Raw genomic sequence first — 21,809 nt, 5'->3', positions numbered from 1 at the left:
GATGACGACGATCCCCACCTCGAGCACCGCCCAGGTCATCCCCGGTCAGGGGGCGATGGCCGCACCCGATGGCGCCAAGCCGGCCAAGGCCAAGCGGCAGCGCTTCCTGTTCCTCAAGAACAAGAAGGCGCTGTTCGGCCTGATCATCCTGGGCCTGTACGTGCTGTTCGCGATCATCGGACCGTGGATCACGCCGTACGACCCGGACGCGCGCAGCAACGACCTGATCCAGCCGCCGTCGGCCGACCACTGGTTCGGCACCACCCACCTCGGCCAGGACGTGTTCAGCCAGGTGCTCGACGGCACCCGTCCGGTGGTGTTCGTCGGCTTCCTGGCCGGCGCCATCGCGACCGTGCTCTCGGTGATCATCGGCATCACCGCCGGCTATCTCGGCGGCAAGACCGACGACGCCCTGTCCGCGCTGTCCAACGTGTTCCTGGTGATCCCGGCCGTCCCGCTGATGATCATCATCACGTCGATCCTGGACAGCGCCAGCAACCTGCTGATCGCGCTGATCATCGGTCTCACCTCGTGGTCGTGGAACGCCCGGGTGCTGCGGGCGCAGACGCTCTCGCTGCGCCGGCGCGACTACATCGAGGCGTCCCGGGCCACCGGCGAGAAGACCTGGCGCATCGTCGGCTTCGAACTGCTCCCGAACCTGACCGCGGTGATCGCCTCCGGCTTCATCGGCACGGTCATCTTCGCGGTGCTCTCGCTGATCACCCTGGCCTTCATCGGCATCGTCTCGGCGGCCGGCTGGAACTGGGGCACGATCCTGTTCTGGGCGCAGGGCCAGCAGGCGCTCGCCCAGGGCGCGTGGTGGTGGTTCGTGCCGGCCGGTCTCGCGATCGCGTTCCTCGGCACGGCGCTCTCACTGATCAACTTCGCGATCGACGAGTTCGTCAGCCCGCGCCTGCGCAGCGCCGGCAAGACCAAGCTCAAGACGGCCTCCGGCGGCACCGTACGGATGCGGATCGGCTTCACCCCGGTGCTGTCGAACTCGGCCGAGCCGCACACCCAGGCCCGGGCGATCCCGATCAACACGGACGGCGCGACGCCGGTGGCCCGAAAGGTGGGCAAGTAAAGATGGAACCGGTTCTCGAGATCCGCAACCTCAACGTCGAGTACGGCCTCGGCGACAAGGCCGTACGCGCGGTCCGCGACGTCAACCTGACCCTGCACCGCGGCGAGGTTCTCGGCCTGGCCGGGGAGAGCGGCTCCGGCAAGTCGACGCTGGCCTACGGCCTGACCCGGCTGCTCGCCCCGCCGGGAGTGATCACCGGCGGCGAGGTCATCTACCACCCCGAGAAGAGCGACCCGTACGACGTCCTCGGGCTCTCGGACAAGGCACTGCGCGCGTTCCGGTGGGCCGAGACGGCGATCGTGTTCCAGGGTGCGATGAACTCGCTCAACCCGGTGCACAAGATCTCGACCCAGCTCACCGACGTGCTCAAGGCCCACGACCCCAAGATGAGCGAGCACAGCCGCAACGCCCGGGCCCGCGAGATGCTCAAGCTGGTCGGTATCGCGGCCGACCGGATGGACGCGTACCCGCACCAGCTCTCCGGCGGCATGCGGCAGCGCGTCATGATCGGCATGGCGCTGATCCTGCAGCCCCAGGTCGTGATCATGGACGAGCCGACCACCGCCCTCGACGTGGTGATGCAGCGGCAGATCCTGGGCCAGCTCATCGAGCTGCGCGAGCGGCTGGGCTTCTCGGTCATCTTCATCACGCACGACCTGTCGCTGCTGGTCGAGTTCTCCAACCGGATCGCCATCATGTACGGCGGCCGGATCGTCGAGGAGGCGCCGGCCAACACGATCTATCGGGACGCGCTCCACCCGTACTCGAAAGGTCTGCTGAGCTCTTTCCCGGCCCTGCGCGGGCCCCGCCGCGAGCTGGCCGGCATCCCCGGGTCGCCGCCCGACCTGGCCGGCATGCCCAGCGGCTGCTCGTTCCACCCCCGCTGTCCGAAGGCGTTCGAGCCGTGCTCGACGCACATCCCGGTGCTCGGGCGCCCGGACAGCCCGGACGGAGCCGCACGTTCCGTCGCGTGCTGGCTGCATCCCACGGAGCAACCCGTCGGATGAAACGGGGCCGGTCCACTTTTCCGCGAGTGGGCCGGCCCTTTTAACAATCCCCGCTTACTGGAGAGCCATGAACCCCACCACCACGAAGGTCCCGCTCGCCACCGGTCTCCCGCCGCAGTTTCTCTGGGGGGTCGCGACCGCGTCCTACCAGATCGAGGGCGCGGTCGACGAGGACGGCCGCACCCCGTCCATCTGGGACACGTTCTCGCGGGTGCCCGGCGCCGTGGCCAACGCCGACAACGGCGACGTGGCGTGCGACCACTACCACCGGATGCCGCAGGACGTGGCGCTGATGAAGGGCCTCGGCGTCGACAGCTACCGGTTCTCGGTGGCCTGGCCGCGGGTGCAGCCGCACGGCCGCGGGCCGGTCAACCCGGCCGGTCTCGCCTTCTACGAGCGGCTGGTGGACGAACTGCTCGAGAACGGGATCGCCCCCTGGGTGACGCTCTATCACTGGGACCTGCCGCAGGAGCTCGAGGACGCCGGCGGCTGGCCCAACCGGGACACGGCCTACCGCTTCGCCGACTACGCGATGCTGGTCTTCGACAAGCTGCAGGACCGGGTCGACACGTTCACGACGATGAACGAGCCGTGGTGCTCGGCCTGGCTCGGCTACAACATCGGCGTGCACGCGCCCGGCCGCCAGGACTTCGACGCCTCGCTGGCCGCCACCCACCACCTGCTGCTCGGCCACGGCCTGGCGACGCAGCGGATGCGGGCCGCCGAGACCCGCCCCCACACGTACGGCATCACGCTGAACATGGGCACGGCCGACCCGGCGGGCGACACCGAGCTCGACCGGGACGCCGCCCGCCGCGCCGACGGCATGGGCCTGCGGCTCTACCTCGACCCCCTGCGCAAGGGCGAATACCCGGCCGACGTGGTCGCCGACCTGGCCGCACGCGGCTCGGCGATGCCGGTCCAGGACGGCGACCTCGAGATCATCTCGACCCCGTTCGACGTGCTAGGCGTCAACTTCTACTTCGGACAGGACTTCGCCGGCACCGACGAGAAGGGCAACACGCACGAGGCGAACGGCGAGCCGGTCGTCCGGCCCGTGCTGCCCGGCACCGCGCGGACGGCGATGGACTGGCCGATCACCCCCGAGCGCTTCACCCAGCTGCTGGTGCGCCTGCACCGCGACTACCCGGGCCTGCCGCTGGTGATCACCGAGAACGGGGCCGCCTTCGACGACAAGCCGGACGCGTCGGGTTACGTCACCGACGACGACCGTACGGAATACCTCGCCTCGCACATCGCCGCGGTGGCGGCCGCCCGCGAGCAGGGGGCCGACGTCCGGGGCTACTTCGCGTGGTCGCTGCTCGACAACTTCGAGTGGGCGTACGGCTACGACAAGCGGTTCGGCATCGTGAGCGTCAACTACCAGACCCAGGAGCGCACGCCCAAGCAGAGCGCCCTCTGGTTCCGCGACTCGATCGCCGCCCTGCGCGCCTGACCCCTTGGCCGGACGGGCCGGTCGAGTCTCTAGCGGCGGGCCCGGTCGCCCGGGCGGCGCTGGCGGGGAGTGAACGCCAGCACCGGCTCGGGCGGCTCGGCCAGCCCGCCCTCGGCCAGCAGCTGGGCGATCGGCAGGGTGGCGGCGCCCATCGCGACCGCGTCCGAGCCCAGTTCGCCCACCGTGATGCTGGTCTGCGCGTACGGGCGGCGCAGCGCGTGCCGGGCCGCGGCCTCCCGGATCTCGGGCAGGAAACGCCGGGCGAACGCCGATCCCGTGTCACCGCCGACGACGATGCGCTCGGGGCTGAACAGGTTGATCAGGTCGGCCAGCCCGGCGCCCAGATAGCCCGCGGTCTGCTCGAAGACCGCCGTCGCGTTCCCAGGCAGCTCGTCGCGCTCCAGATAACTGTGCAACAGCGTTTTCCCGTACGGCTCCCCGGTCGCGGCCGCCAGACGACGGCCGATCCGATCGGCGCCGATGTAGGCCTCCAGGCAGCCCCGCGCCCCGCACCGGCACTCGTCGCCGTCGTAGATCAGCGTGGTGTGACCCCACTCGCCGGCGTTGCTGTTGGCGCCGCGGTAGTAGCTGCGCCCGTCCATCACGACGGCCGCGCCCACCCCGGTCCCGATCATCACGATCACCGCGTGCCGGGCGCCGCGGCCCGCACCGAACCACATCTCGGCCTGGCCGTGCGTCTTGGCGCCGTTCTCCACGAAGATCGGCACCTCGGTGCCCGCCCCCAGCATCGCGCCCAGCCGGACCGCGTCCCACCCGGTCGACTGCGAGTCGACGACACCGTCGCGGCCCACGACACCCGGGACGCCGACCCCGAAGCCGAGCACGTCGGCCGGGGCGACACCGGTCTGCTCCAGCACCTCGCGCAGGCCGGTCAGGATCCGGCCGGCCACCTGCTCGGGCTCGTCGTCGTGCTCCAGGCGCACCGCGGCCAGGCGGGTCATCTCGAGGTCGTACAGCTCGACCAGCACGCGTGTCTCGCCCACCTCGGCGCCCACCACGTAGCGGAAACCGGGCCGGACCCGCAGCAGCACCCGTGGCCGCCCGCCGTCCGAACCGACCAGGCCCGCCTCCTCGACGAGACCTTCCTCGATCATCTCGCCGATCAGATTGCTGACACTGGCCTGGCTCAGGGCCGTGCTCGCGGCCAGCTGCTGCCGGCTCTGCAGACCGCCGTGGAACAGGTCGGTGAGCAGGCCGGCCCGGTTCGCCCGGCGGACGTCACGCACCGTCGTACGCCTGGTCTCCAAACCCGCACCCCTTGTCGCTCAACCGTCTGAACTGCCATCTAACGCCAGTCCGCCGGAAAATCGTAAGCCGACGGCATTCACGACGGCATATCGTGCCCGAGTGACCGACTATCGCGAGCTGAATCGCGCCAACTGGGACGACCGCGCGGCCGCCCACGCCGCCTCACCCGGTTATGCCGTCGACCGTTTCGCCGCCGACCCGGCCTATCTCAGCGAGGTCGTCCGGTTCGACCTCCCGCTGCTCGGCGACATCGCGGGCCTGCGCGGCGTCCACCTGCAATGCCACATCGGCACCGACACGGTGTCGCTGGCCCGGCTCGGCGCCACGATGACCGGGCTCGATTTCTCCGACAAGTCGCTCGAACAGGCCCGGCGCATCGCCGCATTGGCCGGGGCCGATGTGACCTTCGTGCGGTCCGACGTCTATGACGCCGTGTCCGCGGTGGGGGAGGGCTACGACCTCGTCTACACCGGCGTGGGCGCGCTCTGCTGGCTGCCCGACATCCGCCGCTGGGCAGCCACCGTCGCGGCGCTGCTCAAGCCGGGCGGCCGGCTCTTCATCCGCGAGGGCCACCCGGTGCTGTGGTCGCTCGACTACGACCGGCGCGACGGGCTGGTGGCCCTGGAACACCCCTACTTCGAGACGGTGGAGGGGCAGGTCTGGGACGAGGCCGGCACCTATGTGGAGACCGACGTCGAGTTCGCGCACAACAAGACCGTCGAGTGGAACCACGGGCTCGGCGAGATCGTGACCGCGGTGCTGGAGGCCGGCCTGACGGTGACCGGCCTGGCCGAGCACACGAGCGTGCCGTGGGAGGCCCTCGAGAACGGCCAGATGACCGACATCGGCCACGGCGAGTTCCAGCTGGCCGACCGCCCCGACCGGCTGCCCCACTCCTACACGCTCCAGGCGGTGAAGGCTCCCGTTTAGAGATCAATCGCTGATGGGTATCCGGGTGCCATCCCCACGGCATAGGAGGCCCCGATGCGCGCAGGCTCGATCGGCGGGCTGATTCTCATCATCTGGCTCGTGCTGGGCGGCGTGGCCGCCTACGAGCGAGGCTATTTCTCCGACACCAGCGACACCAGTTGCGCCGAGTTCGGCACGATCGTCGTCACCACGGTGGCCGGCCCCCTCAACTGGGCCGGCGTCAACCCGAAGATCACGTGCGACGTCGACGTCCCGCCACCCAGCAAGTAGCAGCACCGACACATGGCGCCGGTCCTCCGATCGGCGCCATCGTCGTGTCCGGGGCCGGCCCGGGCCGGCGCGGCCCACTCGCCAGTAGCCGCGGTCAGGCCCGCGCCTGGACGGCGGCCATCGCCCGGTCCAGGTGGCCGGCCAGCGAGCCGTCGGCGGCCAGCCAGGTCTGCTGGGCCACCACCAGGCACGCGAAGGCGGCCGCGGTGACCGCCCGCGGCGCCGGATCTTCGGCGGCGTAAGGGATTCCGGCCGCCTCGGCCCGGGTCACGAGCTCGGCCGCCACCGGCTCCTGCATGCCCTGCAGGAGCCGCAGGTAGACGCCGAGCAGAGCCGGTGTCTCGAAGACCATGCGCTGGACCGCCCGGGTGTCACCCTCCTCGTCGACCACGTCGAGAACGCGGCGCAGCGAGACCCAGACCGGCTCGCCGAGCGGGCGTGCGCGCAGGATCTCCAGCATGCGGCCGGAGCGCACCTCGAACTTGCCGACGACGATGTCCTCCTTCGTCGCGAAGTAGCGGAAGACGCTGCGCTTGGACATGCCGACCGCTGCCGCGATGTCGTCGATCGTCGTCGCCTCGTAGCCGCGCTCGGCGAACAGCCGGACGGCCGCCTCGCCGATCTCCAGCTGCACGGCGCGGCGGGTGCGTTCGCGGAGGTTGGGCATGGCGTGCACCTTATCACCTGAAGCCGTAGTTGACACCAAGTGACATGTTTGGCGTACGGTGTTGGTATGACGGCGAGGACAGTGGTGATCACCGGAGCGAGTGACGGCATCGGTGCGGCGGCAGCCCGGCAGCTCGCGGCGAACGGCCATCGGGTCGTGGTCGTGGGGCGGTCGGAGAAGAAGACCCGCGCGGTCGCGGAAAGCATCGGGACCGAGTGGTTCCGGGCCGACTTCACGCGCCTGGACGACGTACGGAAATTGGCTCTGGATCTGAACGCCGCCTGCGCGCGGATCGACGTGCTGGCCAACAACGCGGGCGGGATCTTCGGGGCCGCGAAACGGACCGGGGACGGGTTCGAGACGACGTTCCAGATCAATCATCTGGCGCCGTTCCTGCTCACAAAACTGTTGCTGGACAAGCTGATCGCGTCACGGGCGACGGTGATCCAGACCGCGAGCGTGGGTGCCCGGCTGGCCCCGCGGATCGACCTGGACGACCTGAACATGGAACGGCGGTTCGAGTCGATGCGGGCCTACAGCGCGTCCAAACTCGAGAACATTCTCTTCACCCGGGAACTGCACCGGCGCTATCACGACCGGGGCCTCAACGCGGTCGCCATCCACCCGGGCAACGTCGCCTCCGGTTTCGGGGCCGGAACCGACAACCGGCTGGTCCGGGTGATCGCCACCAACCGGCTGTTCCGGCGGTATGTGCTGACCACGCCCGAGAAGGGGGCCGACCAGTTGGTGTGGCTCTCCGAGGCGCGGCCGGGTGTGGACTGGCAGCCCGGTGGTTACTACGAGAAGCGCAAGCCGGCGCGGACCAGCGCCCAGGCCGCGGACGCCGATCTGGCCCGGGGACTGTGGGAGCGATCAGATGCGATGGCGGGCTGACCAGACCTCGTACGGGGGAAATGTCACTGACTGGCCGTAACTCGGATGAGCCATGCGCGTTGCGGCGGGAAAAGGTAGGTTGATCGGTGTGACGGCCGTGGCGCGAGTGCTTCCCCGAGACTGGGACGGGCACCGCTTGCTGCGCTTTCTCGCCGGGCTGGCCATGCTGGCCCTGGCCTTCGCCGCTCACCTCGCTCCGGCCCGGCTCGAGACCGCGAGCGCGACCCCGGCGCCGCCGTCCGCCGTGGCCAGTGTCACCGAGCAAGCCCCGGCCCCGGCCACCGTGGCGGAGCCGGTCACCGTCCCGCTGCCTGCCCCGGCCCCGGCCCTGCTGGTCGCCGCGGCGATCGTCGTTCTTGCCGGCGTCACGATGCGCACCCGGGCCGTCCGCGGCCCGCCCCTCGCCTGACGCACCAGTTCCGTGCCGGCGGCTGACCGCTGCCCGCGGCGAGAGCCGCCCCACCCAGCGTTGTTTTCGGGAGATCCGCGTCTGCATGTGAGGTTGCGATGGAAACCGCCCTGCACAGCTTCTTCGTCTCCATTCCTCAGGCCGCCGCGCTGTGGCTGGTCATCCTGCTCGCCATCGCCGTGGCGGCGGTCTATGTGGCGCTGCCCCGCAGCGCCCCACCCCGGCCGTTGACCGAGGCCGAGCGGGACAAGCTCCGCTTCGCCGACGAGGTCGCGGTGGCGGCCGAGCGGGCCGCGGCCACCGCCGCCCGTCTGCGCGCCGAGTGGGCCACCGCGCAGGAACAGGTCGACGCCGCCTGGCTGGCGTTCGACGAAGCCGACCGCCGCTCCCGCGAGACCACCCAGGCCGCCGCGTTCCCGCTGATGAGCCGGCGCCGCAAGCCGGGGGAGAACGCCGACCGGCAGCGCTACCTGCACCACGCCGCCATCGCCGCCTGCCGCAACCGGGAGATCTCGATGGCCCAGCTCAACGACGTGCTCGCGCACCGCGGCTGGAACCCGCGTCTGCACCCGGTGGTGCAGGAGGGGTTGCTGCGCAACGCGATCCGGGCCCACCGCATGTCGCAGTACGAAGACGCCCAGAAGCGGGAGCAGGCGGCCTGGGTCGAGTCCGAGCTGGCGGCGGACGCCCTGCGCAGCCTGCGGGCCGAGGCCGCGGCGGCGATCGTGCGCTCGGCCACGGCCGAGGAACCGGCTGGCGACGAGTGGTTCGCCGACCAGTGGGCCACCGGTGAGATGCCGGCCACCAAGGCGTACGCATAGCGTCCCCAGTGGAGGCGGGGGCGTTCAGCCGCGACTGCCAGGTTAGGCAGGTACCGTAACCGGGCAGGATGACCGCCGACACCTACGGGCAGGGGGCCAGAGCGTGGCATCAACTCCGGCGGGCGGGCAGCCGCCCGCGATCCGGATGCACCGGGCCGCGCGCGTGGAGGACGCCCTCCACGAGATCGTCGAGCGCCGGCTGCGCAACCGGGGCTGGCGGCCGGTGATCACGGCCTACACGGGTTACGGCGCGCCCGGCTGGGCGCGCGTCATGGCCCGGGTGGTGCTGACCCGGGGCACACCGCACCGCAAGACGCTGGAGAAGGTCCGCGGCTGGCGCAGCTTCACCAGTTCACCGGTGCACAACACGGTCGTGAAGATCCAGATCGGCGACAGCATCACCGAGACCCGCACCGACCGCAGCGGTTACGTCGACTGCCGGGTCAAGGGTGACCTCGAGCCGGGCTGGGGCAGCGTCCGGCTGTTCACCGAGGGCGCGGCGCCGGCCGAGGCGCCGATCCGGGTGGTCGACCCGGAGTGCCGCTTCGGCCTGATCAGCGACATCGACGACACGGTCATGGTGACCGCGCTGCCGCGTCCGCTGCTCGCGGCCTGGAACACGTTCGTGCTCGACGAGCACGCGCGCATGGCAGTGCCGGGCATGGCCGTCCTCTACGAACGGCTGATCACGGCGAACGCCGGCACCCCGGTGTTCTACCTGTCCACCGGCGCCTGGAACGTCGCGCCGACGCTGTCCCGTTTCCTGTCCCGCCACCTCTACCCGGCGGGCCCGCTGCTGCTGACCGACTGGGGGCCCACGCCCGACCGGTGGTTCCGCAGCGGCCAGGACCACAAGCGCACCACGCTGCAGCGGCTGTCCCGGGAGTTCCCGAACATCCGCTGGCTGCTGATCGGCGACGACGGCCAGCACGACCAGGAGATCTACTCCGAGTTCGCGCACGCCCATCCGGAGAACGTCGCCGCCGTCGCGATCCGCCGGCTCTCGCCCACCCAGTCGGTGCTGGCCGGCGCCATCCCGGGCCCGTCCGGCAACCCCGAGGCGGTCGGCTCCGGCGGCAAGACATGGTTCACCGCGCCGGATGGGGCCGGATTATGGTCGCTACTCCGCGATACTGATGTCGTCTGAGTCCGCGGCGGCCGCCTCGGCGACCCGCTGGTGCAGGCGGTCGCGGATCTCGTCAGGGGTGTACTGCCGGCGTTTGCGCTCCGACCGTGCCACCACCACGCCCGTTGCCGCGACTCCCGCCAGACCGGCCAATCCCACTACCTTCCACCAACGCATCACTTGAGGATAGACACGTGGACGCCGCCATCAGCCTCGATGAGGCCATCGACCTGACCCGGACCGGGGATATCTGGATCTTCCGTGGGCGCACGGGCGCCGACCGGGCCATCCAGACGCTGACCAACAGCCCGGTCAACCACGTCGGAATGTCGATCGTCGTCGAGGACATGCCGCCCCTCATGTGGCACGCCGAGCTGGGCAAATCACTGCCCGATCTCTGGTCCGGCACGTTCCAGCGCGGGGTGCAGCTGCACGACCTGCGCGACGCGGTGACGATCTGGGCGCACCGCTACGGGCAGCGGGGCTGGCTGCGTCAGCTCGAGCCCAGCGTGCCCAAGGAGATGGAGGACCGGGCGCTCAAGACGGTGGCCCGGCTCGACGGCACACCGTTCCCGTCCTCGGCTCAGCTGGCGTGGCGGTGGGTGCGTGGCCGGGTGCCCCAGGTGCGGCCCCGGTGGCGCCTGCGCGGCGGCCGCGGCCCGGCGACCGAGGCGGCGCTCGAGACCGCGTACTGCGCCGAGGTGGTCGCGGTGACGTACGAGGACATGGGCCTGCTGCCCCGGGGACGCCAGCCCAACTGGTATGACCCGGGACGTTTCTGGAGCGGCGACGACCTCGATCTGATCGACGGATTCACCCTTTCCGACGAGATCGAGGTGGACATCCCCGACGCCTAGGGTCCACCTTGTCCGCATGGGAGTGCGGCTGGTGGGACGGGTGGCCGAAGTGGTCGCCCTCGACCGGCTGCGCGCCGCGGCCATGCGGGGCGCCGGCGGGGTGGCGCTGCTGGTCGGCGAGGCCGGCATCGGCAAGACGGCGATCGTCGAGGAGGCGGTGGCGCGAGCCGTCGCGGCCGGGGTCACCGTGCTGGCGGGCCGGGCCGACCCCGACGAGGGCGCGCCGAGCTTCTGGCCGTGGACGACCCTGTTGCGCAACGCGCCCGACGGCCTGTCCCCGGCCCTGCTGACCCTCACCGCCGAGGGCGGGCCGGCTGCGACGGCGCGGATCCGAGCCGCCGAGGGCGGGCCGGCTGCGACGGCGCGGATCCGGGCCGACACGGGTGAGACGGCCGCGGCGGCCCGGTTCCGGGTGGTCCGAGCCACGGTCACCGCGCTGGTCGAAACCGCCGGGAAGCAGCCGCTGGTGCTCGTGCTGGAGGATCTGCACTGGGCCGACGATGCCTCGCTGGCGCTGTTGGCCGCCCTCGCCCGCGAGATCGACCGCGCGCGGATCCTGGTGATCGGCACCACGCGCGGCGCCTCGGACGGGGTGACGCCGCCCTCGGCCCCCTCCCGGGAAGGCGAGATCGCGGATCTGTCCCCGGTGGAGGTGCTGACGATCGGGCCGTGGGATGTCGCGGCGGTCGGTGACTATCTGGTGGCGCAGGCAGACCGGGTGCATCCGAGCTGGGCGGCCGCGGTGCACCGGCTCGGTGGGGGCAACCCGCTCTACACGCGGGAGCTGGCCCGTCTGCTGGCGCGGGAGGACCGGCTCGCGACCCCGGCCGGCGCGTTCGACCTGCCGGACGGGCTGCGGCGGCTCGTGGCCCGGCGCACGCATCAGCTGACGCCGGAATGCCGGGAGATGCTGGACGTGGCGTCCGCCTACGGGTCCGAGATCGACGTCGCGGTCCTGGAACGGGTGGTTCCGGTCGGTGCGCTCGGCGAGGCGGTGGCGGCCGGCGTGCTCGTCGACGATCCGTGGATGCCGGCCCGCGTGCGGTTCGGACACGATCTTGTGCGGCAGGCGCTCTACGACGGGCTCGGCCGCGACCAGCGGATCCGCGCCCACGCGGCCATCGCCGATGCGCTCGGCACGCCCGAAGGAGCAGGCGGGGGGAGTCTGGCCGAGATCGCCCGGCATCGGGTGCGCGCGGCCGTGGACGACATCTCGCGGGGGCAAGCGGTGCGTGCCTGCGTGGCGGCGGCCCGGGCGGCGGCCCGCGGGCTCGACCACAGTGAAGCCGTGCACTGGCTGGGCCGGGCGCTCGATCACGCGCCCGGCGACCCCGGGTTGCGGTTGGAGCGGGCGGAGGCGGCGTACCGGAACGGGCAGTTGGATGTGGCTCTCGCCGACTGCGAGGCGGTGGTCGACCACGTGGGCGCGGCGGCCGCGCTGGTGATCCGGGGGCTGGGCGGGCCGCTCGGACCGGCGCTGCTGCGGCTGTGCGAACGCGCGCTGGCCCAGGAACTGGACGACGGCGACCGGGCCAAAGTGCTTGCGCAGTACGCCTTCCTGCTCGCCGAGGACCGCGACCCCGAGCGCGCCGAACGGATCGGCCGTGAGGCGATGGCCCTGGCCGAGGCCTCCGGACGGCCCGAAGCCCTGGTCGCCGCCGTCCACGCCCGGCACGAGACGATCGACCCCGCCCAGCGCCTCGGCGAGGTGCGTGAACTGGCCCGCCGCAGCTGCGAGCTGGCCGGTCCGAGCGGGCAGCCCGACGCCGAGCTGTGGGGACGCACCTGGCTGCTCGACACGCATCTGGCGACCGGCGACCTCGGTGCGTACGACGCCGAGACCGGTCGCCTGGCGGGCCTGGTCGACCGGCTCGGCTGGCCGGTCGCGCACTGGCATCTGCTGCGCGCCCGGGCCGCCCGCGCCCTGCTGGCCGGGGAGCTCACGGCGGCGTACGGCTTCGCGACCGAGGCCCGCGATCTCGCCCTGCGCTCGCAGGACGCCTCGGCCCCGTACCTCTATCTCGCGTTCCTCAGCGGTCTCGCGCCGTTGACCGGTGACTACGCGTGGGCCGACGCGATCTCGTTCGGGGGCAACGAGATGCCGATCGCGACCATCCAGATGGGACAGATCGCGATGGGCCGGGGCGACCGGGAGGGCGCGCTCGACGCGGTGCGCCGTCTGCGCCTCGTGATGCCGCGGCTGCCGGAGGACGGGCGGCGCACGTTCGTGACCGTGATGACCGGAGAGGTCGCGGCCTGGGTGGGCGAGCTCGACCTGGCCGCCGACTGCTACACGCGGATGCGGCCCAGCGCGGGACTGTTCCTCAACTCGATGTCGAGCTGCCACGGCGCGATCAGCCGGTCCCTGGGGGCGATCGCGGCCGCGCTGGGCCGGCCCGAGGCGCAGGGGCACCTGGCCGAGGCGGTCGCGATGGAGGAGCGGATCGGCGCGCCGGCTTTCCTCGCCCAGGCCCGGATTCCGTACGCCCGGAGCCTGCGCACCACCGATCCACGCCGCTCCCGTGAGATCGCCTCGGCCGCGCTCGCCACCGCCCGCAGGCTGGGTCTGGCCGCACTGGCCGGGCCGGCCGCCGAGCTCGCCCGCGACGACCTGACGGTGCGGGAACGCGAGATCGCCGGGCTGGTCGCCGAGGGCCTGTCCAACCGGGCCGTCGCCGAACGGCTGGTGCTCTCCGAACGCACCGTCGAGACGCACGTGCGCAACATCCTCGGCAAGCTCGGGCTCGCCAACCGGAACGAGCTACGTGCCGCATCTCAGTACCGGCACTGAGTTCCGCCGGGCCGGCGGCCGCCAGGCTGAGCGGCATGACGACATCAGTGCGAACCATCCCGCGGCCCGGCACCTACACCCTCGACCCCCGGCGCTCGACGTGCCGGCTCACCGCCACCCACGTCTTCGGCTTGAAACCCGTGACGGCCACCGTCGATCTGCGCGGCGGCACCGTGACCGTCGCCGATGATCCGGCCGCGTCGACCGCCTCGGCCGTGCTCGAGGCGGGCAGTTTCCGCAGCGACGACGAGCGCCGCAACCGCGACGTCACCGGCCGGAAGTTCCTCGACGCCGAGCAGCATCCGACGATCGCCTTCCGCAGCACCGGTTGCCGCCGGGGCGAGAGCGGCTGGCTGCTCGACGGCGTCCTGCGGGTGCGGGGCGTCGACAGCGCGGTGACACTCACCATCGACGTCGCCGAGTCCACGGGCGACGGCTGCCACTTCGTGGCCTCGGCCACGGTCGACCGGGTGGCCGCCGGAATCGGCACGGGCCGGGCGATCATCGCCCGGCCCGTGCGGATCCGCCTTGATCTGAGGGCGAACTAGCGCGCGCTGCGCCGTCCGCCGACGCGGGTGCCGGCCGAGAATGCGGCCGCGCCGCCGCCGGACTGGCTGGTGTGGACGGGCTTGGACCCGCTGCGCGTCTGGCCCGCGTGGGACGACGCCGAGCGCTGCTGGCCCGCGTTGCCGGCCCCGCCGGCGCCGCGACGACCGCGCGACGACGAGGACTTCTGAGCCGGCACCGCGGCCTCGGACGGGCCACGTCCACGGCCGGCGCCGCCGCGGGCCCGGCGCGGGCGGGAGCCCGAAGGGGCGGCCGTGCGGGCCGGAGCGGCGGCGGCCGGAGCCACCGGCGCGGGCTTGACGAACGTGCGCTCGCCCGGCGCCAGCTCGGCCAGCAGCGGGTCGCCGGGGCGGGTGCGGCTGGTCTTCGGGCGCACCCCGGCCTTGCGGGTCAGGTCGCGCACCTCGGACTGCTGGTCGTCGGTCATCAGCGTGATCACCGTGCCCTGGTTGCCGGCCCGGGCCGTGCGGCCCGAGCGGTGCAGGTAGGCCTTGTGCTCGACCGGCGGGTCGGCGTGGATCACCAGGCCGACGTCGTCGACGTGGATGCCGCGGGCCGCGATGTCGGTGGCCACCAGCGTCTCGGCGCTGCCGTCGCTGAACGCGGCCAGGTTGCGGTTGCGGGCGTTCTGGGCCAGGTTGCCGTGCAGCTCGACGGCGGGCACCCCGGCCGCGACCAGCTGGCGGGTCAGCACCTTGGCCCGGCGCTTGGTGCGGGTGAAGACGACCGTACGGCCGGGGGCCGCGAGCAGGTCGACCAGCACCGGGAAGCGGTCGTCACCCCGTACGTGCAGAACGTGGTGGGACATCTCGACCGGCGCCTCGGTGGCCGAGTCGACCGAGTGGGTCACCGGCTTGTGCAGGAAGCGCTTGACCAGCACGTCGACACCGTTGTCGAGGGTGGCCGAGAAGAGCATGCGCTGGCCGTCGCGCGGGGTCTGCTCCATGAGCCGGCGCACGACCGGCAGGAAGCCCAGGTCGGCCATGTGGTCGGCCTCGTCGAGCACGGTGATCTCGACCGAGTCGAGCGACGCGTGGCCGTTGCGCAGGTGGTCGTCGAGCCGGCCGGGGCAGGCCACGACCACGTCGACGCCGGCCTTCAGACCCTTGATCTGCGGGTTGGCGCCGACGCCGCCGAAGACGGTGATCGTGCGCAGGCCGAGCTTGGCCGCCAGCGGGGCCAGCGTCGCGTCGATCTGGGTGGCCAGCTCGCGGGTCGGGGCCAGGATCAGCGCACGCGGCCGGCCAGGGCGGCGCGGCGACTTCGACGCGGCCAGGCGGGCCAGCAGGGGCAGGACGAACGCGTACGTCTTGCCGGAACCGGTGCGGCCCCGGCCCAGCACGTCACGGCCGGCGAGCGAGTCGGGCAGCGTGGCGGCCTGGATGGGGAACGGGGTGGTGATGCCGAGTTCGGCGAGGGCCGTGGTGAGCACGGCGGGCACGCCGAAATCGGTGAAGGTGGTCATGTAGCGGAAGCTCCTGAGCTGTTGAAAGGTCGTCCTGCCCGGCGCAACTATTGCTCTCAGTTGCGGCGCGTGGTGGCCGATCCGAGGGACGGTGCGGCGCTGATGAGCGAGCACCCGTCCAAGGCGGCCCGAGGCAAGACTGGGCGGGCCGCGTGATCAAGCATACCCGCGCTCCGGAATCGGGGATGCCGGGCCGGGAAGCAACCACCTTGCACCCGTACGAGACCCATTTCGCACTTTATCGGGATCACCTTTCTTCTCAGTGCCGGGAACCCCCCTCCCGGCCTGGTTCGCGAGGAGACCCCCCAACATGAGCGGTGCCACATTTGCTGCCGACCGCCGTCGCGAGAACCGTGGTGGCGAGGACCGCCGCCGCGAGGACCGCGTCCAGGCCCACATGCCGCTCGTCGGCCATCTGGTCCGCGAGATGCTGGCGCGGGTCCCGGCGCACGTCAACCGGGACGACCTGCTCTCGGCCGGATACGCGGCCCTGGTGCACGCGGCCCGGGGCTACGACGAGGACCGCCAGGTTCCGTTCGCCCGGTTCGCGGCCGCCCGCGTCCGGGGCGCCCTGCTCGACGAGCTGCGCGGCCTCGACTGGGCCAGCCGCTCGGTGCGGCAGCGGGCCCGGCGAACCGACGGCGCCCGTCAGGAACTGACCGCCGAGCTGGGCCGCGTGCCCACCGTCCGCGAGGTGGCGGACCGTCTCGGCTGCTCGGTCGAGGACATCGAGCACGCCGACGACGACGTCCAGCGCGCGGTGGTGTTCAGCCTGCAGGGCTTCGCCACGGCCGGCGCCGAGGACATGGTGACCGAGCCCAGCGCCGGTCCCGAGGAGATGCTGCTGATGCGCGAGCGTCTCGGTTACCTGCGTCACGCCATCGAGGCGCTGCCCGAGCGGCTGCGCGTGGTGGTGCAGGGCTACTTCTTCGAGGAGCGGCCGATGGCCCGCATCGCCGAGGAACTGGGCGTCACCGAGTCGCGTGTGTCACAACTGCGCGCCGAGGCGCTGACCCTGCTGCGGGACGGCCTGAACACGCACCTCGATCCGTCGCTGGCGGCGCAGACCCCGGCCAAGGAGGGCTGCGTGGCGCGCCGCCGGGCCGCCTACTACGACCAGATCGCGTCCCGCGGCGACCTGCGCACGCGGCTCTCGCTGACCGGCCCGGACGGCCTGCCGGTGGCCGCCTGAAGTCTTCACCTAGTGGTTCGGTGCCCGCCGCGGTTCGCGGCGGGCACCGGGGTGTTTCCGGGGGACGGTTACTGGTTGGCGCAGGTGCCGGCCTTCTTCTGGGCCGCGATGGCCTTGGCCGCGCCCTGCTTGTAGAGGGCGAGACCCTCCTTGGCCGGCTCGAGCTTCCAGGCGTCGGCCTCGTAGACCATCGTGTAGGACTGGGCGGCCACGAGCTGCTTGGCGATGACGACGGCCCGGTCGGTGCCCTCCATGCGGGCGCTGGTGAGCTGGATCGCCAGGCCCTTGCGGGAGCAGGCCTGGTTCAGCTTCACGTAGTCGTCCTTGCTGATCGCCTGCTTGCCGGCGGCGGTGTACATGTCCCAGGCGCCGGCGAAGTCGCCCCCGGCGAATCGGTCGAAGACCGTCTGGGCGGCCGACTTGGCGCCGTCGATGGTCTTGGCCTCGGGGCCGCCCGCGGCCGCCTGGGCGGCGTTGCCGGCCGGGGCCTCGTCGTCGCCGGTGCACGCGGAGGAAAAGGCGAGGGTGGCGGCAGCGATGAGGGCGAGCGCGCCGAGGCGTCGGATCGGGTGGTTGTGGGTCATGCCCGGGTTAAAGCGGATCGGCGGTCGTGCGTAACGGCTCGCCGTAAAGCATGACCGATAGACGACAATTTCCCGGCGAGCCGTAACCTGCCATCGATGCGCTAGTCTGGTCGTTTGCCGAGCAATAAAAAAGCGGCCGTCAATGGGCCGCTGAGCCCGAATGTTACCACAAAGGGGAGTGGCTTTGTCAAGCTCCGCCGCGGCCGACCTCGAAGCCGAACAGGCGTACCTCACCACCCTCTACAACCGGCTGGACGGCCTGCGTACGCAGGCTGACGAGCGTCTTCGTGCCATTCTGCTCGAGGGCGGCGGCACCCCGCAGGGCCGCGCCCAGCGCGAGGCGACACGCTCCCATTACGCCGAACAACTGGCGCAGATGAATGCCGTGGAAAACGGCCTCTGCTTCGGACGGCTCGATTTCGCCGCCGACCAGCCGCGCTACATCGGACGGATCGGACTGTCCGCCGAGGAACACGATCGTGACCCGCTTCTCGTCGACTGGCGGGCCCCGGCCTCCCGGGCCTTCTATCTGGCCACCGCGGTGTCGCCCGACGGAGTGACCCGCCGCCGCCATCTGCGCACCAGGGGCCGGCTGCTGACCGCCATCGACGACGAGGTGCTCGACCTCGAAGCCGGCGGGAGCGGCGGCCGTGAAGACGTGACCGGCGAGGCCGCGCTGCTGTCGGCGCTGACCGCCAACCGTACGGGCCGTATGCGCGACATCGTCGAGACGATCCAGGCCGAGCAGGACGAGGTGATCCGGGCCGGGCTCAACGGCGTGATGGTGGTGCAGGGCGGCCCCGGCACCGGCAAGACCGCCGTCGCGCTGCACCGCGCGGCCTACCTGCTCTACACCTATCGCGGTCAGCTGACCAAGCAGGGCGTGCTGATCCTCGGGCCCAACCCGACGTTCCTGCGCTACATCTCGCAGGTGCTGCCCTCCCTCGCGGAGACCGGCGTGCTCCTGGCCACTTTGGGGGACATGTTTCCCGGCGTACGGGCCCGGGCCGTGGAACCCCCCGCCGCCGCGGCGCTGAAGGGTCGCACGGCGATGCTCGACGTCCTGGCCCGCGCGGTCGCCGACTGGCAGACCGTGCCCGAGACGTATGTCGAGGTGGATCACGACGGTTACCCGCTGCGGATCGAGCGCTCGGTGCTCGAGGACGCCCGGGCCGTGGCCCGCCGGTCCGACCGCCCGCACAACGTGGCCCGGTCGATCTTCGTCACCGAGGCCATCCACGCGCTGTCGCTGCAGATCGCCGAGCGCATCGGCGCCGACCCGCTGGGCGGGGAAAATCTGCTCTCCGAGGCCGACCTGGCCGAGACCCGGCGCGAGCTGCGCGAAGACATCGACGTCCAGCAGGTGCTCTTCGACTTCTGGCCGGTTCTGACCCCGCGCCGCGTGCTGCGCGAGCTGCTGACCGACCCCGACCGGCTCGGCCACGCGGCCCCCGGCCTGACCGAGGCCGAACGGGCGCTGCTGCTGCGCGACCGCGAAGCCCGCTGGACCCCGGCCGACGTGCCGCTGCTCGACGAACTGGCCGAACTGCTGGGCGTCGACGACACCCTCAAGGCCCGGCAGGCCGCGCAGGAGAGGCGGGAGGCGATCGAGTACGCCGAGGGTGTGCTCGAGATCGTCGAGGGCTCCCGGTCGCTCGACTTCGAGGACCAGGAGGAGGAGATCCTGTCCGCGACCGACGTCGTCGACGCGAGCGCGTTCGTCGAGCGGCACGAGGTGCTTGACACCCGTACCGCCGCCGAGCGGGCCGCCGCCGACCGTACGTGGGTCTTCGGTCATGTGATCGTCGACGAGGCGCAGGAGTTGTCCCCGATGGCGTGGCGGCTGCTCATGCGGCGCTGCCCGAGCCGCTCGATGACCGTGGTCGGCGACGTGGCCCAGACCTCGGAACTGGCCGGCACCACGACGTGGGAGCAGGTCTTCGAGCCGTACGTGGCCCAGCGCTGGAACCTGGTCGAGCTGACCGTGAACTATCGCACTCCGGCCGAGGTGATGGCGGTGGCGGCCGACGTGCTGGCGGCGGTCGACCCGGCGCTGGAACCGCCCCGGTCGGTGCGGACGGCCGGCGTCGAGCCGTGGGCGCTGCGGGTGCCGGCGGTCGCGCTGGGGGCCGAGACAATTGCGGCCGTACGGCTCGAGGCCGCCGAAGCCGGCGAGGGGCGCGTGGGGGTTCTGGTTCCCGAAGCGCGTCAGGCGGATCTGGGCCGCGCTCTCGTCGAGGCGGTGCCCGGTGCGGCCGTGGGGGAGCAGCCCGACCTGCTCAACCAGGTCGTGCTGATGACCGTGCGGCAGGCCAAGGGGCTCGAGTTCGACTCGGTGATCGTGGTCGAGCCCGACCAGATCATCGCGGAGTCGCCGCGGGGGTTGTCCGACCTTTACGTGGCGGTCACCCGGGCCACGCGGCGGCTCGGTGTGCTGCACACAGCCGATCTGCCGAAGGTGCTCAGCGCGTTGGCATAAATGGTTGTGGGGGGCTCGGCATCTGCCGAGCCCCCCACTTTGTTCTGGTCTTGTTCAGGTCTGGTTCAGGTCAGACGGCCGCCGCGAGCGGGCCGCGGCTGTACGCGGTGTGGCCGTGCGCGTTGGTCATCGCGAGCCGGCTGTGCATCGTGGTGCTCTCGGCGATGCTGTTGTAGTAGCTGGCCCGGCGGCGGGCGGTGATGCTCTCCGGGTTGTCCGGAACCGGCGCCAGCTCGGGGTTCAGGTGCGTGTTGAGACCGTCCTTGAGCAGCGACAGCGCCTCGGCGCGCAGCTGCGACACCCGCGACTCGGTCACGCCGAGGTCGGCCGCGATGTCGGCCATCGGACGCTCCTGCAGGAAGTACTCGGTGATGACGACCTGCAGACGCTCCGGCAGCGAGCTGATCGCGTGGTGCAGGTAGCCGATCTGCTCACGGCGCAGCAGCATGTCCTCCGGGCCCGGGGTCTTCTCGGTGACCAGGTCGTCGGCGCTGCTGGTGGTGAAGCCCTGCAGCGACAGCACGGTCGCGCGCTGCACGTCGGTGTCGGTCTGCTTGAGGTCGGTGGTCGTGGTGCCGAGGGCCTGGGCCAGCTCGTCGGCGGTGGGCGTGCGGCCCAGCGTCGTGGTCAGGGCCTGGCGGGTGGTGTCGGTGGCGCGGGCCTTCGTACGCACCGAGCGGGTCGCCCAGTCGAGAGCGCGCAGCTCGTCGAGGATGGCGCCGCGGATGCGGGTGCTCGCGAAACGGTGGAACGGGATGCCGCGCTGCGGGTCCCAGCCGCGGGCCGCGGTGACCAGGGCGTGCAGGCCGGCGCTGGTCAGGTCGTCGCGGTGGATGTGGTTGGGGATGCGGCTGAGCATGTCGCGCACCAGGTGGCCGACGAGCGGCATGTGGGTGCGGATCATCTCCTCCTGCTCGGCAGCGGACAGAACCGTGACGGCGGCGGTGTCGGCAACGATGTCGGCAGCGTTCGCGATGGTGGTCATGTGTGGTTCCCCCCGTTGTCGGCGGCCCGTTTCGCAGCGGGCTCGTCGGCGTGACACAAGGAGGTTCGGCGGGGGATCGGTGCAGGCTAAGCGCCGATGAGGTGCGGACCGGTTGCCGTTGGGCGGGTTGCTTCGCGCTCTCTTTCCGCGCTCCCGGCGGTCGCGTTTCTGTGCCTCTGGTCTCGGCCGCAGCTGTGCTTCTGGTTTCGCCCGCAGCTGTGCTTCTGGTTTCGCCCGCAGCTGTGCTTCTGGTTTCGGTCGCGGCTGTGGGTTGGTTGAGAACTCGGGCCCGTGACTTTGCGCGATTGCCCCGGGCTGGCACCTTTGGCGCATGGACCTCACCGACAGCGCCTGGCTGATCAACCTGATCGCCGGCGTCGCGATCGCCGTGGGCGTGGTCGGCGTAGTCGTCCCGGTCGTGCCCGGCCTCCTGCTGAGCTGGGCCGGGGTGCTGTTCTGGGCCATCTTCGGCGAGGGCAGCGGCGCCGTACGCTGGCTGGTCTTCGGCGTGGCGACCGCGGTGGCCCTGCTCGGCGGCCTGATCAAATACATGGTTCCCGGCCGCCGCCTGAAGAACGCGGGCGTCCCCAACTCGGCCCTGCTGGCCGGCGGCGTGCTCGGCGTGGTCGGCTTCTTCGTGATCCCGGTGCTCGGCCTGCCGCTCGGCTTCGTGCTCGGCGTCTACCTGGTCGAACGCGCCCGCCTGGGCCCCGGCCAGGCCTGGCCCTCCACCAAGTACGCACTGCACGCGGCCGGCATGGCCATGCTGATCGAGTTCACCGCGGCCCTGGCGGTGGCCGTCGTCTGGGTGTTCGGCCTGCTGTGGTCAGGCTGGGCCCTGCCCTGAACTGACACTCAGGTCACACGTGTCGCCCTGTGGATAACCCGATGGTGGCCCTCCCCGCGGCGTATTTTTTGGCCAGCCCCCTGGGAGCGGTGGGGTGGGCAAGTTGCGG

Annotated in this window: 21 protein-coding genes; 15 read left to right on the top strand and 6 right to left on the bottom strand. The window is 71.7% G+C overall.

Translation table 11 applies throughout. The annotated features are described in order from the left end of the window. Window position 1: 1 nt before the first annotated feature. The 3 genes from JIG36_RS39225 (at window position 2) to JIG36_RS39215 (ending at window position 3,547) form a co-directional block, all read left to right on the top strand. On the top strand, window positions 2-1,084 hold the full coding sequence (locus JIG36_RS39225; protein WP_203381530.1) for an ABC transporter permease: 1,083 nt from the start codon (window positions 2-4) through the stop codon (window positions 1,082-1,084). A 2-nt stretch (window positions 1,085-1,086) separates the two neighbouring features. Next, entirely contained in the window at window positions 1,087-2,091 is a 1,005-nt protein-coding gene (locus tag JIG36_RS39220; protein WP_203381529.1) for an ABC transporter ATP-binding protein, read from the top strand. Between the two features lie 67 nt (window positions 2,092-2,158). Then, window positions 2,159-3,547 carry a GH1 family beta-glucosidase gene (locus JIG36_RS39215; protein ID WP_203381528.1) on the top strand — a complete coding sequence of 463 codons (1,389 nt, stop codon included), beginning with the start codon at window positions 2,159-2,161 and terminating at the stop codon, window positions 3,545-3,547. A 29-nt stretch (window positions 3,548-3,576) separates the two neighbouring features. On the opposite strand, the gene JIG36_RS39210 is transcribed toward JIG36_RS39215, so the two are convergent. Then, window positions 3,577-4,815, bottom strand: a complete 1,239-nt coding sequence (locus JIG36_RS39210; RefSeq protein ID WP_203381527.1) for an ROK family protein — start codon at window positions 4,813-4,815, stop codon at window positions 3,577-3,579. Window positions 4,816-4,915: 100 nt separating this feature from the next. On the opposite strand from JIG36_RS39210, the gene JIG36_RS39205 reads away from it, so the two are divergent. Both JIG36_RS39205 and JIG36_RS39200 read left to right on the top strand, forming a co-directional pair. Continuing rightward, entirely contained in the window at window positions 4,916-5,746 is an 831-nt protein-coding gene (locus JIG36_RS39205) for a class I SAM-dependent methyltransferase (protein ID WP_203381526.1), read from the top strand. Between the two features lie 54 nt (window positions 5,747-5,800). Further along, window positions 5,801-6,016, top strand: coding sequence for a hypothetical protein (locus tag JIG36_RS39200; RefSeq protein WP_203381525.1), 216 nt, complete (start codon window positions 5,801-5,803; stop codon window positions 6,014-6,016). 94 nt (window positions 6,017-6,110) lie between these two features. Here the strand turns inward: JIG36_RS39200 and JIG36_RS39195 are convergent, their stop codons facing one another. Next, window positions 6,111-6,683: a TetR/AcrR family transcriptional regulator gene (locus JIG36_RS39195; protein ID WP_203381524.1), complete on the bottom strand. Its 573-nt coding sequence runs from the start codon at window positions 6,681-6,683 to the stop codon at window positions 6,111-6,113. A 66-nt stretch (window positions 6,684-6,749) separates the two neighbouring features. Between JIG36_RS39195 and JIG36_RS39190 the strand changes: the two genes are divergently transcribed. From JIG36_RS39190 to JIG36_RS39175, 4 genes are all read left to right on the top strand, one after another. Then, window positions 6,750-7,577: an SDR family NAD(P)-dependent oxidoreductase gene (locus tag JIG36_RS39190; protein WP_203381523.1), complete on the top strand. Its 828-nt coding sequence runs from the start codon at window positions 6,750-6,752 to the stop codon at window positions 7,575-7,577. A gap of 88 nt (window positions 7,578-7,665) precedes the next feature. Beyond that, window positions 7,666-7,986 (top strand): hypothetical protein, encoded by a 321-nt coding sequence (locus JIG36_RS39185; protein WP_203381522.1) that lies wholly within the window; start codon window positions 7,666-7,668, stop codon window positions 7,984-7,986. A 98-nt stretch (window positions 7,987-8,084) separates the two neighbouring features. Further along, entirely contained in the window at window positions 8,085-8,807 is a 723-nt protein-coding gene (locus JIG36_RS39180) for a hypothetical protein (protein ID WP_203381521.1), read from the top strand. Window positions 8,808-8,952: 145 nt separating this feature from the next. Further along, complete coding sequence (locus JIG36_RS39175; RefSeq protein WP_203381631.1) at window positions 8,953-9,954, top strand: App1 family protein phosphatidate phosphatase; 1,002 nt, start codon at window positions 8,953-8,955, stop codon at window positions 9,952-9,954. On the opposite strand, the gene JIG36_RS39170 is transcribed toward JIG36_RS39175, so the two are convergent. After that, a complete protein-coding gene (locus JIG36_RS39170; RefSeq protein WP_203381520.1) occupies window positions 9,928-10,110 on the bottom strand; it encodes a hypothetical protein in 183 nt (60 codons plus the stop codon). The two genes, JIG36_RS39175 and JIG36_RS39170, sit on opposite strands and share 27 nt — an antisense overlap. Before the next feature lie 17 nt (window positions 10,111-10,127). Here JIG36_RS39170 and JIG36_RS39165 point away from each other — a divergent pair, with 17 nt between their 5' ends. From JIG36_RS39165 to JIG36_RS39155, 3 genes are read left to right on the top strand one after another with little or no spacing between them, the layout of a single operon-like run. After that, window positions 10,128-10,790 carry a hypothetical protein gene (locus tag JIG36_RS39165; protein WP_203381519.1) on the top strand — a complete coding sequence of 221 codons (663 nt, stop codon included), beginning with the start codon at window positions 10,128-10,130 and terminating at the stop codon, window positions 10,788-10,790. Between the two features lie 16 nt (window positions 10,791-10,806). Continuing rightward, entirely contained in the window at window positions 10,807-13,581 is a 2,775-nt protein-coding gene (locus JIG36_RS39160; RefSeq protein WP_203381518.1) for an ATP-binding protein, read from the top strand. A gap of 35 nt (window positions 13,582-13,616) precedes the next feature. Continuing rightward, window positions 13,617-14,129 (top strand): YceI family protein, encoded by a 513-nt coding sequence (locus tag JIG36_RS39155; protein ID WP_203381517.1) that lies wholly within the window; start codon window positions 13,617-13,619, stop codon window positions 14,127-14,129. Here JIG36_RS39155 and JIG36_RS39150 read toward each other — a convergent pair. Then, window positions 14,126-15,613, bottom strand: a complete 1,488-nt coding sequence (locus JIG36_RS39150) for a DEAD/DEAH box helicase (protein ID WP_203381516.1) — start codon at window positions 15,611-15,613, stop codon at window positions 14,126-14,128. The genes JIG36_RS39155 and JIG36_RS39150 overlap by 4 nt on opposite strands. A gap of 310 nt (window positions 15,614-15,923) precedes the next feature. On the opposite strand from JIG36_RS39150, the gene JIG36_RS39145 reads away from it, so the two are divergent. Next, window positions 15,924-16,805, top strand: a complete 882-nt coding sequence (locus JIG36_RS39145; RefSeq protein ID WP_203381515.1) for a sigma-70 family RNA polymerase sigma factor — start codon at window positions 15,924-15,926, stop codon at window positions 16,803-16,805. Window positions 16,806-16,873: 68 nt separating this feature from the next. Here the strand turns inward: JIG36_RS39145 and JIG36_RS39140 are convergent, their stop codons facing one another. Next, the gene (locus JIG36_RS39140; RefSeq protein ID WP_203381514.1) at window positions 16,874-17,389 is read right to left on the bottom strand and encodes a hypothetical protein; all 516 of its coding nucleotides are present in this window, start codon (window positions 17,387-17,389) and stop codon (window positions 16,874-16,876) included. A 160-nt stretch (window positions 17,390-17,549) separates the two neighbouring features. Here JIG36_RS39140 and JIG36_RS39135 point away from each other — a divergent pair, with 160 nt between their 5' ends. Then, window positions 17,550-19,868 (top strand): HelD family protein, encoded by a 2,319-nt coding sequence (locus JIG36_RS39135; protein WP_203381513.1) that lies wholly within the window; start codon window positions 17,550-17,552, stop codon window positions 19,866-19,868. Window positions 19,869-19,938: 70 nt separating this feature from the next. Here the strand turns inward: JIG36_RS39135 and JIG36_RS39130 are convergent, their stop codons facing one another. Beyond that, complete coding sequence (locus JIG36_RS39130) at window positions 19,939-20,853, bottom strand: sigma-70 family RNA polymerase sigma factor (protein WP_203381512.1); 915 nt, start codon at window positions 20,851-20,853, stop codon at window positions 19,939-19,941. A gap of 331 nt (window positions 20,854-21,184) precedes the next feature. On the opposite strand from JIG36_RS39130, the gene JIG36_RS39125 reads away from it, so the two are divergent. Continuing rightward, complete coding sequence (locus JIG36_RS39125) at window positions 21,185-21,700, top strand: DUF456 domain-containing protein (protein ID WP_203381511.1); 516 nt, start codon at window positions 21,185-21,187, stop codon at window positions 21,698-21,700. Window positions 21,701-21,809: the final 109 nt, after the last annotated feature.

Origin of the sequence: Paractinoplanes ovalisporus, from assembly GCF_016834655.1 — a bacterium.
In the GTDB taxonomy this organism is placed as follows: Bacteria; Actinomycetota; Actinomycetes; order Mycobacteriales; family Micromonosporaceae; genus Actinoplanes; species Actinoplanes ovalisporus.
Note: the sequence above shows the minus strand (reverse complement) of the source record. Positions and strands in the feature narration are given on the sequence as shown.

Coding starts and splice junctions, on each gene's coding strand:
- JIG36_RS39225 (WP_203381530.1), top strand. CDS start 2: ATGACGACGATCCCCACCTCGAGCACCGCCCAGGTCATCCCCGGTCAG.
- JIG36_RS39220 (WP_203381529.1), top strand. CDS start 1,087: ATGGAACCGGTTCTCGAGATCCGCAACCTCAACGTCGAGTACGGCCTC.
- JIG36_RS39215 (WP_203381528.1), top strand. CDS start 2,159: ATGAACCCCACCACCACGAAGGTCCCGCTCGCCACCGGTCTCCCGCCG.
- JIG36_RS39200 (WP_203381525.1), top strand. CDS start 5,801: ATGCGCGCAGGCTCGATCGGCGGGCTGATTCTCATCATCTGGCTCGTG.
- JIG36_RS39195 (WP_203381524.1), bottom strand. CDS start 6,683: ATGCCCAACCTCCGCGAACGCACCCGCCGCGCCGTGCAGCTGGAGATC.
- JIG36_RS39190 (WP_203381523.1), top strand. CDS start 6,750: ATGACGGCGAGGACAGTGGTGATCACCGGAGCGAGTGACGGCATCGGT.
- JIG36_RS39180 (WP_203381521.1), top strand. CDS start 8,085: ATGGAAACCGCCCTGCACAGCTTCTTCGTCTCCATTCCTCAGGCCGCC.
- JIG36_RS39175 (WP_203381631.1), top strand. CDS start 8,953: ATGCACCGGGCCGCGCGCGTGGAGGACGCCCTCCACGAGATCGTCGAG.
- JIG36_RS39170 (WP_203381520.1), bottom strand. CDS start 10,110: ATGCGTTGGTGGAAGGTAGTGGGATTGGCCGGTCTGGCGGGAGTCGCG.
- JIG36_RS39160 (WP_203381518.1), top strand. CDS start 10,807: ATGGGAGTGCGGCTGGTGGGACGGGTGGCCGAAGTGGTCGCCCTCGAC.
- JIG36_RS39155 (WP_203381517.1), top strand. CDS start 13,617: ATGACGACATCAGTGCGAACCATCCCGCGGCCCGGCACCTACACCCTC.
- JIG36_RS39150 (WP_203381516.1), bottom strand. CDS start 15,613: ATGACCACCTTCACCGATTTCGGCGTGCCCGCCGTGCTCACCACGGCC.
- JIG36_RS39145 (WP_203381515.1), top strand. CDS start 15,924: ATGAGCGGTGCCACATTTGCTGCCGACCGCCGTCGCGAGAACCGTGGT.
- JIG36_RS39140 (WP_203381514.1), bottom strand. CDS start 17,389: ATGACCCACAACCACCCGATCCGACGCCTCGGCGCGCTCGCCCTCATC.
- JIG36_RS39135 (WP_203381513.1), top strand. CDS start 17,550: ATGTTACCACAAAGGGGAGTGGCTTTGTCAAGCTCCGCCGCGGCCGAC.
- JIG36_RS39130 (WP_203381512.1), bottom strand. CDS start 20,853: ATGACCACCATCGCGAACGCTGCCGACATCGTTGCCGACACCGCCGCC.
- JIG36_RS39125 (WP_203381511.1), top strand. CDS start 21,185: ATGGACCTCACCGACAGCGCCTGGCTGATCAACCTGATCGCCGGCGTC.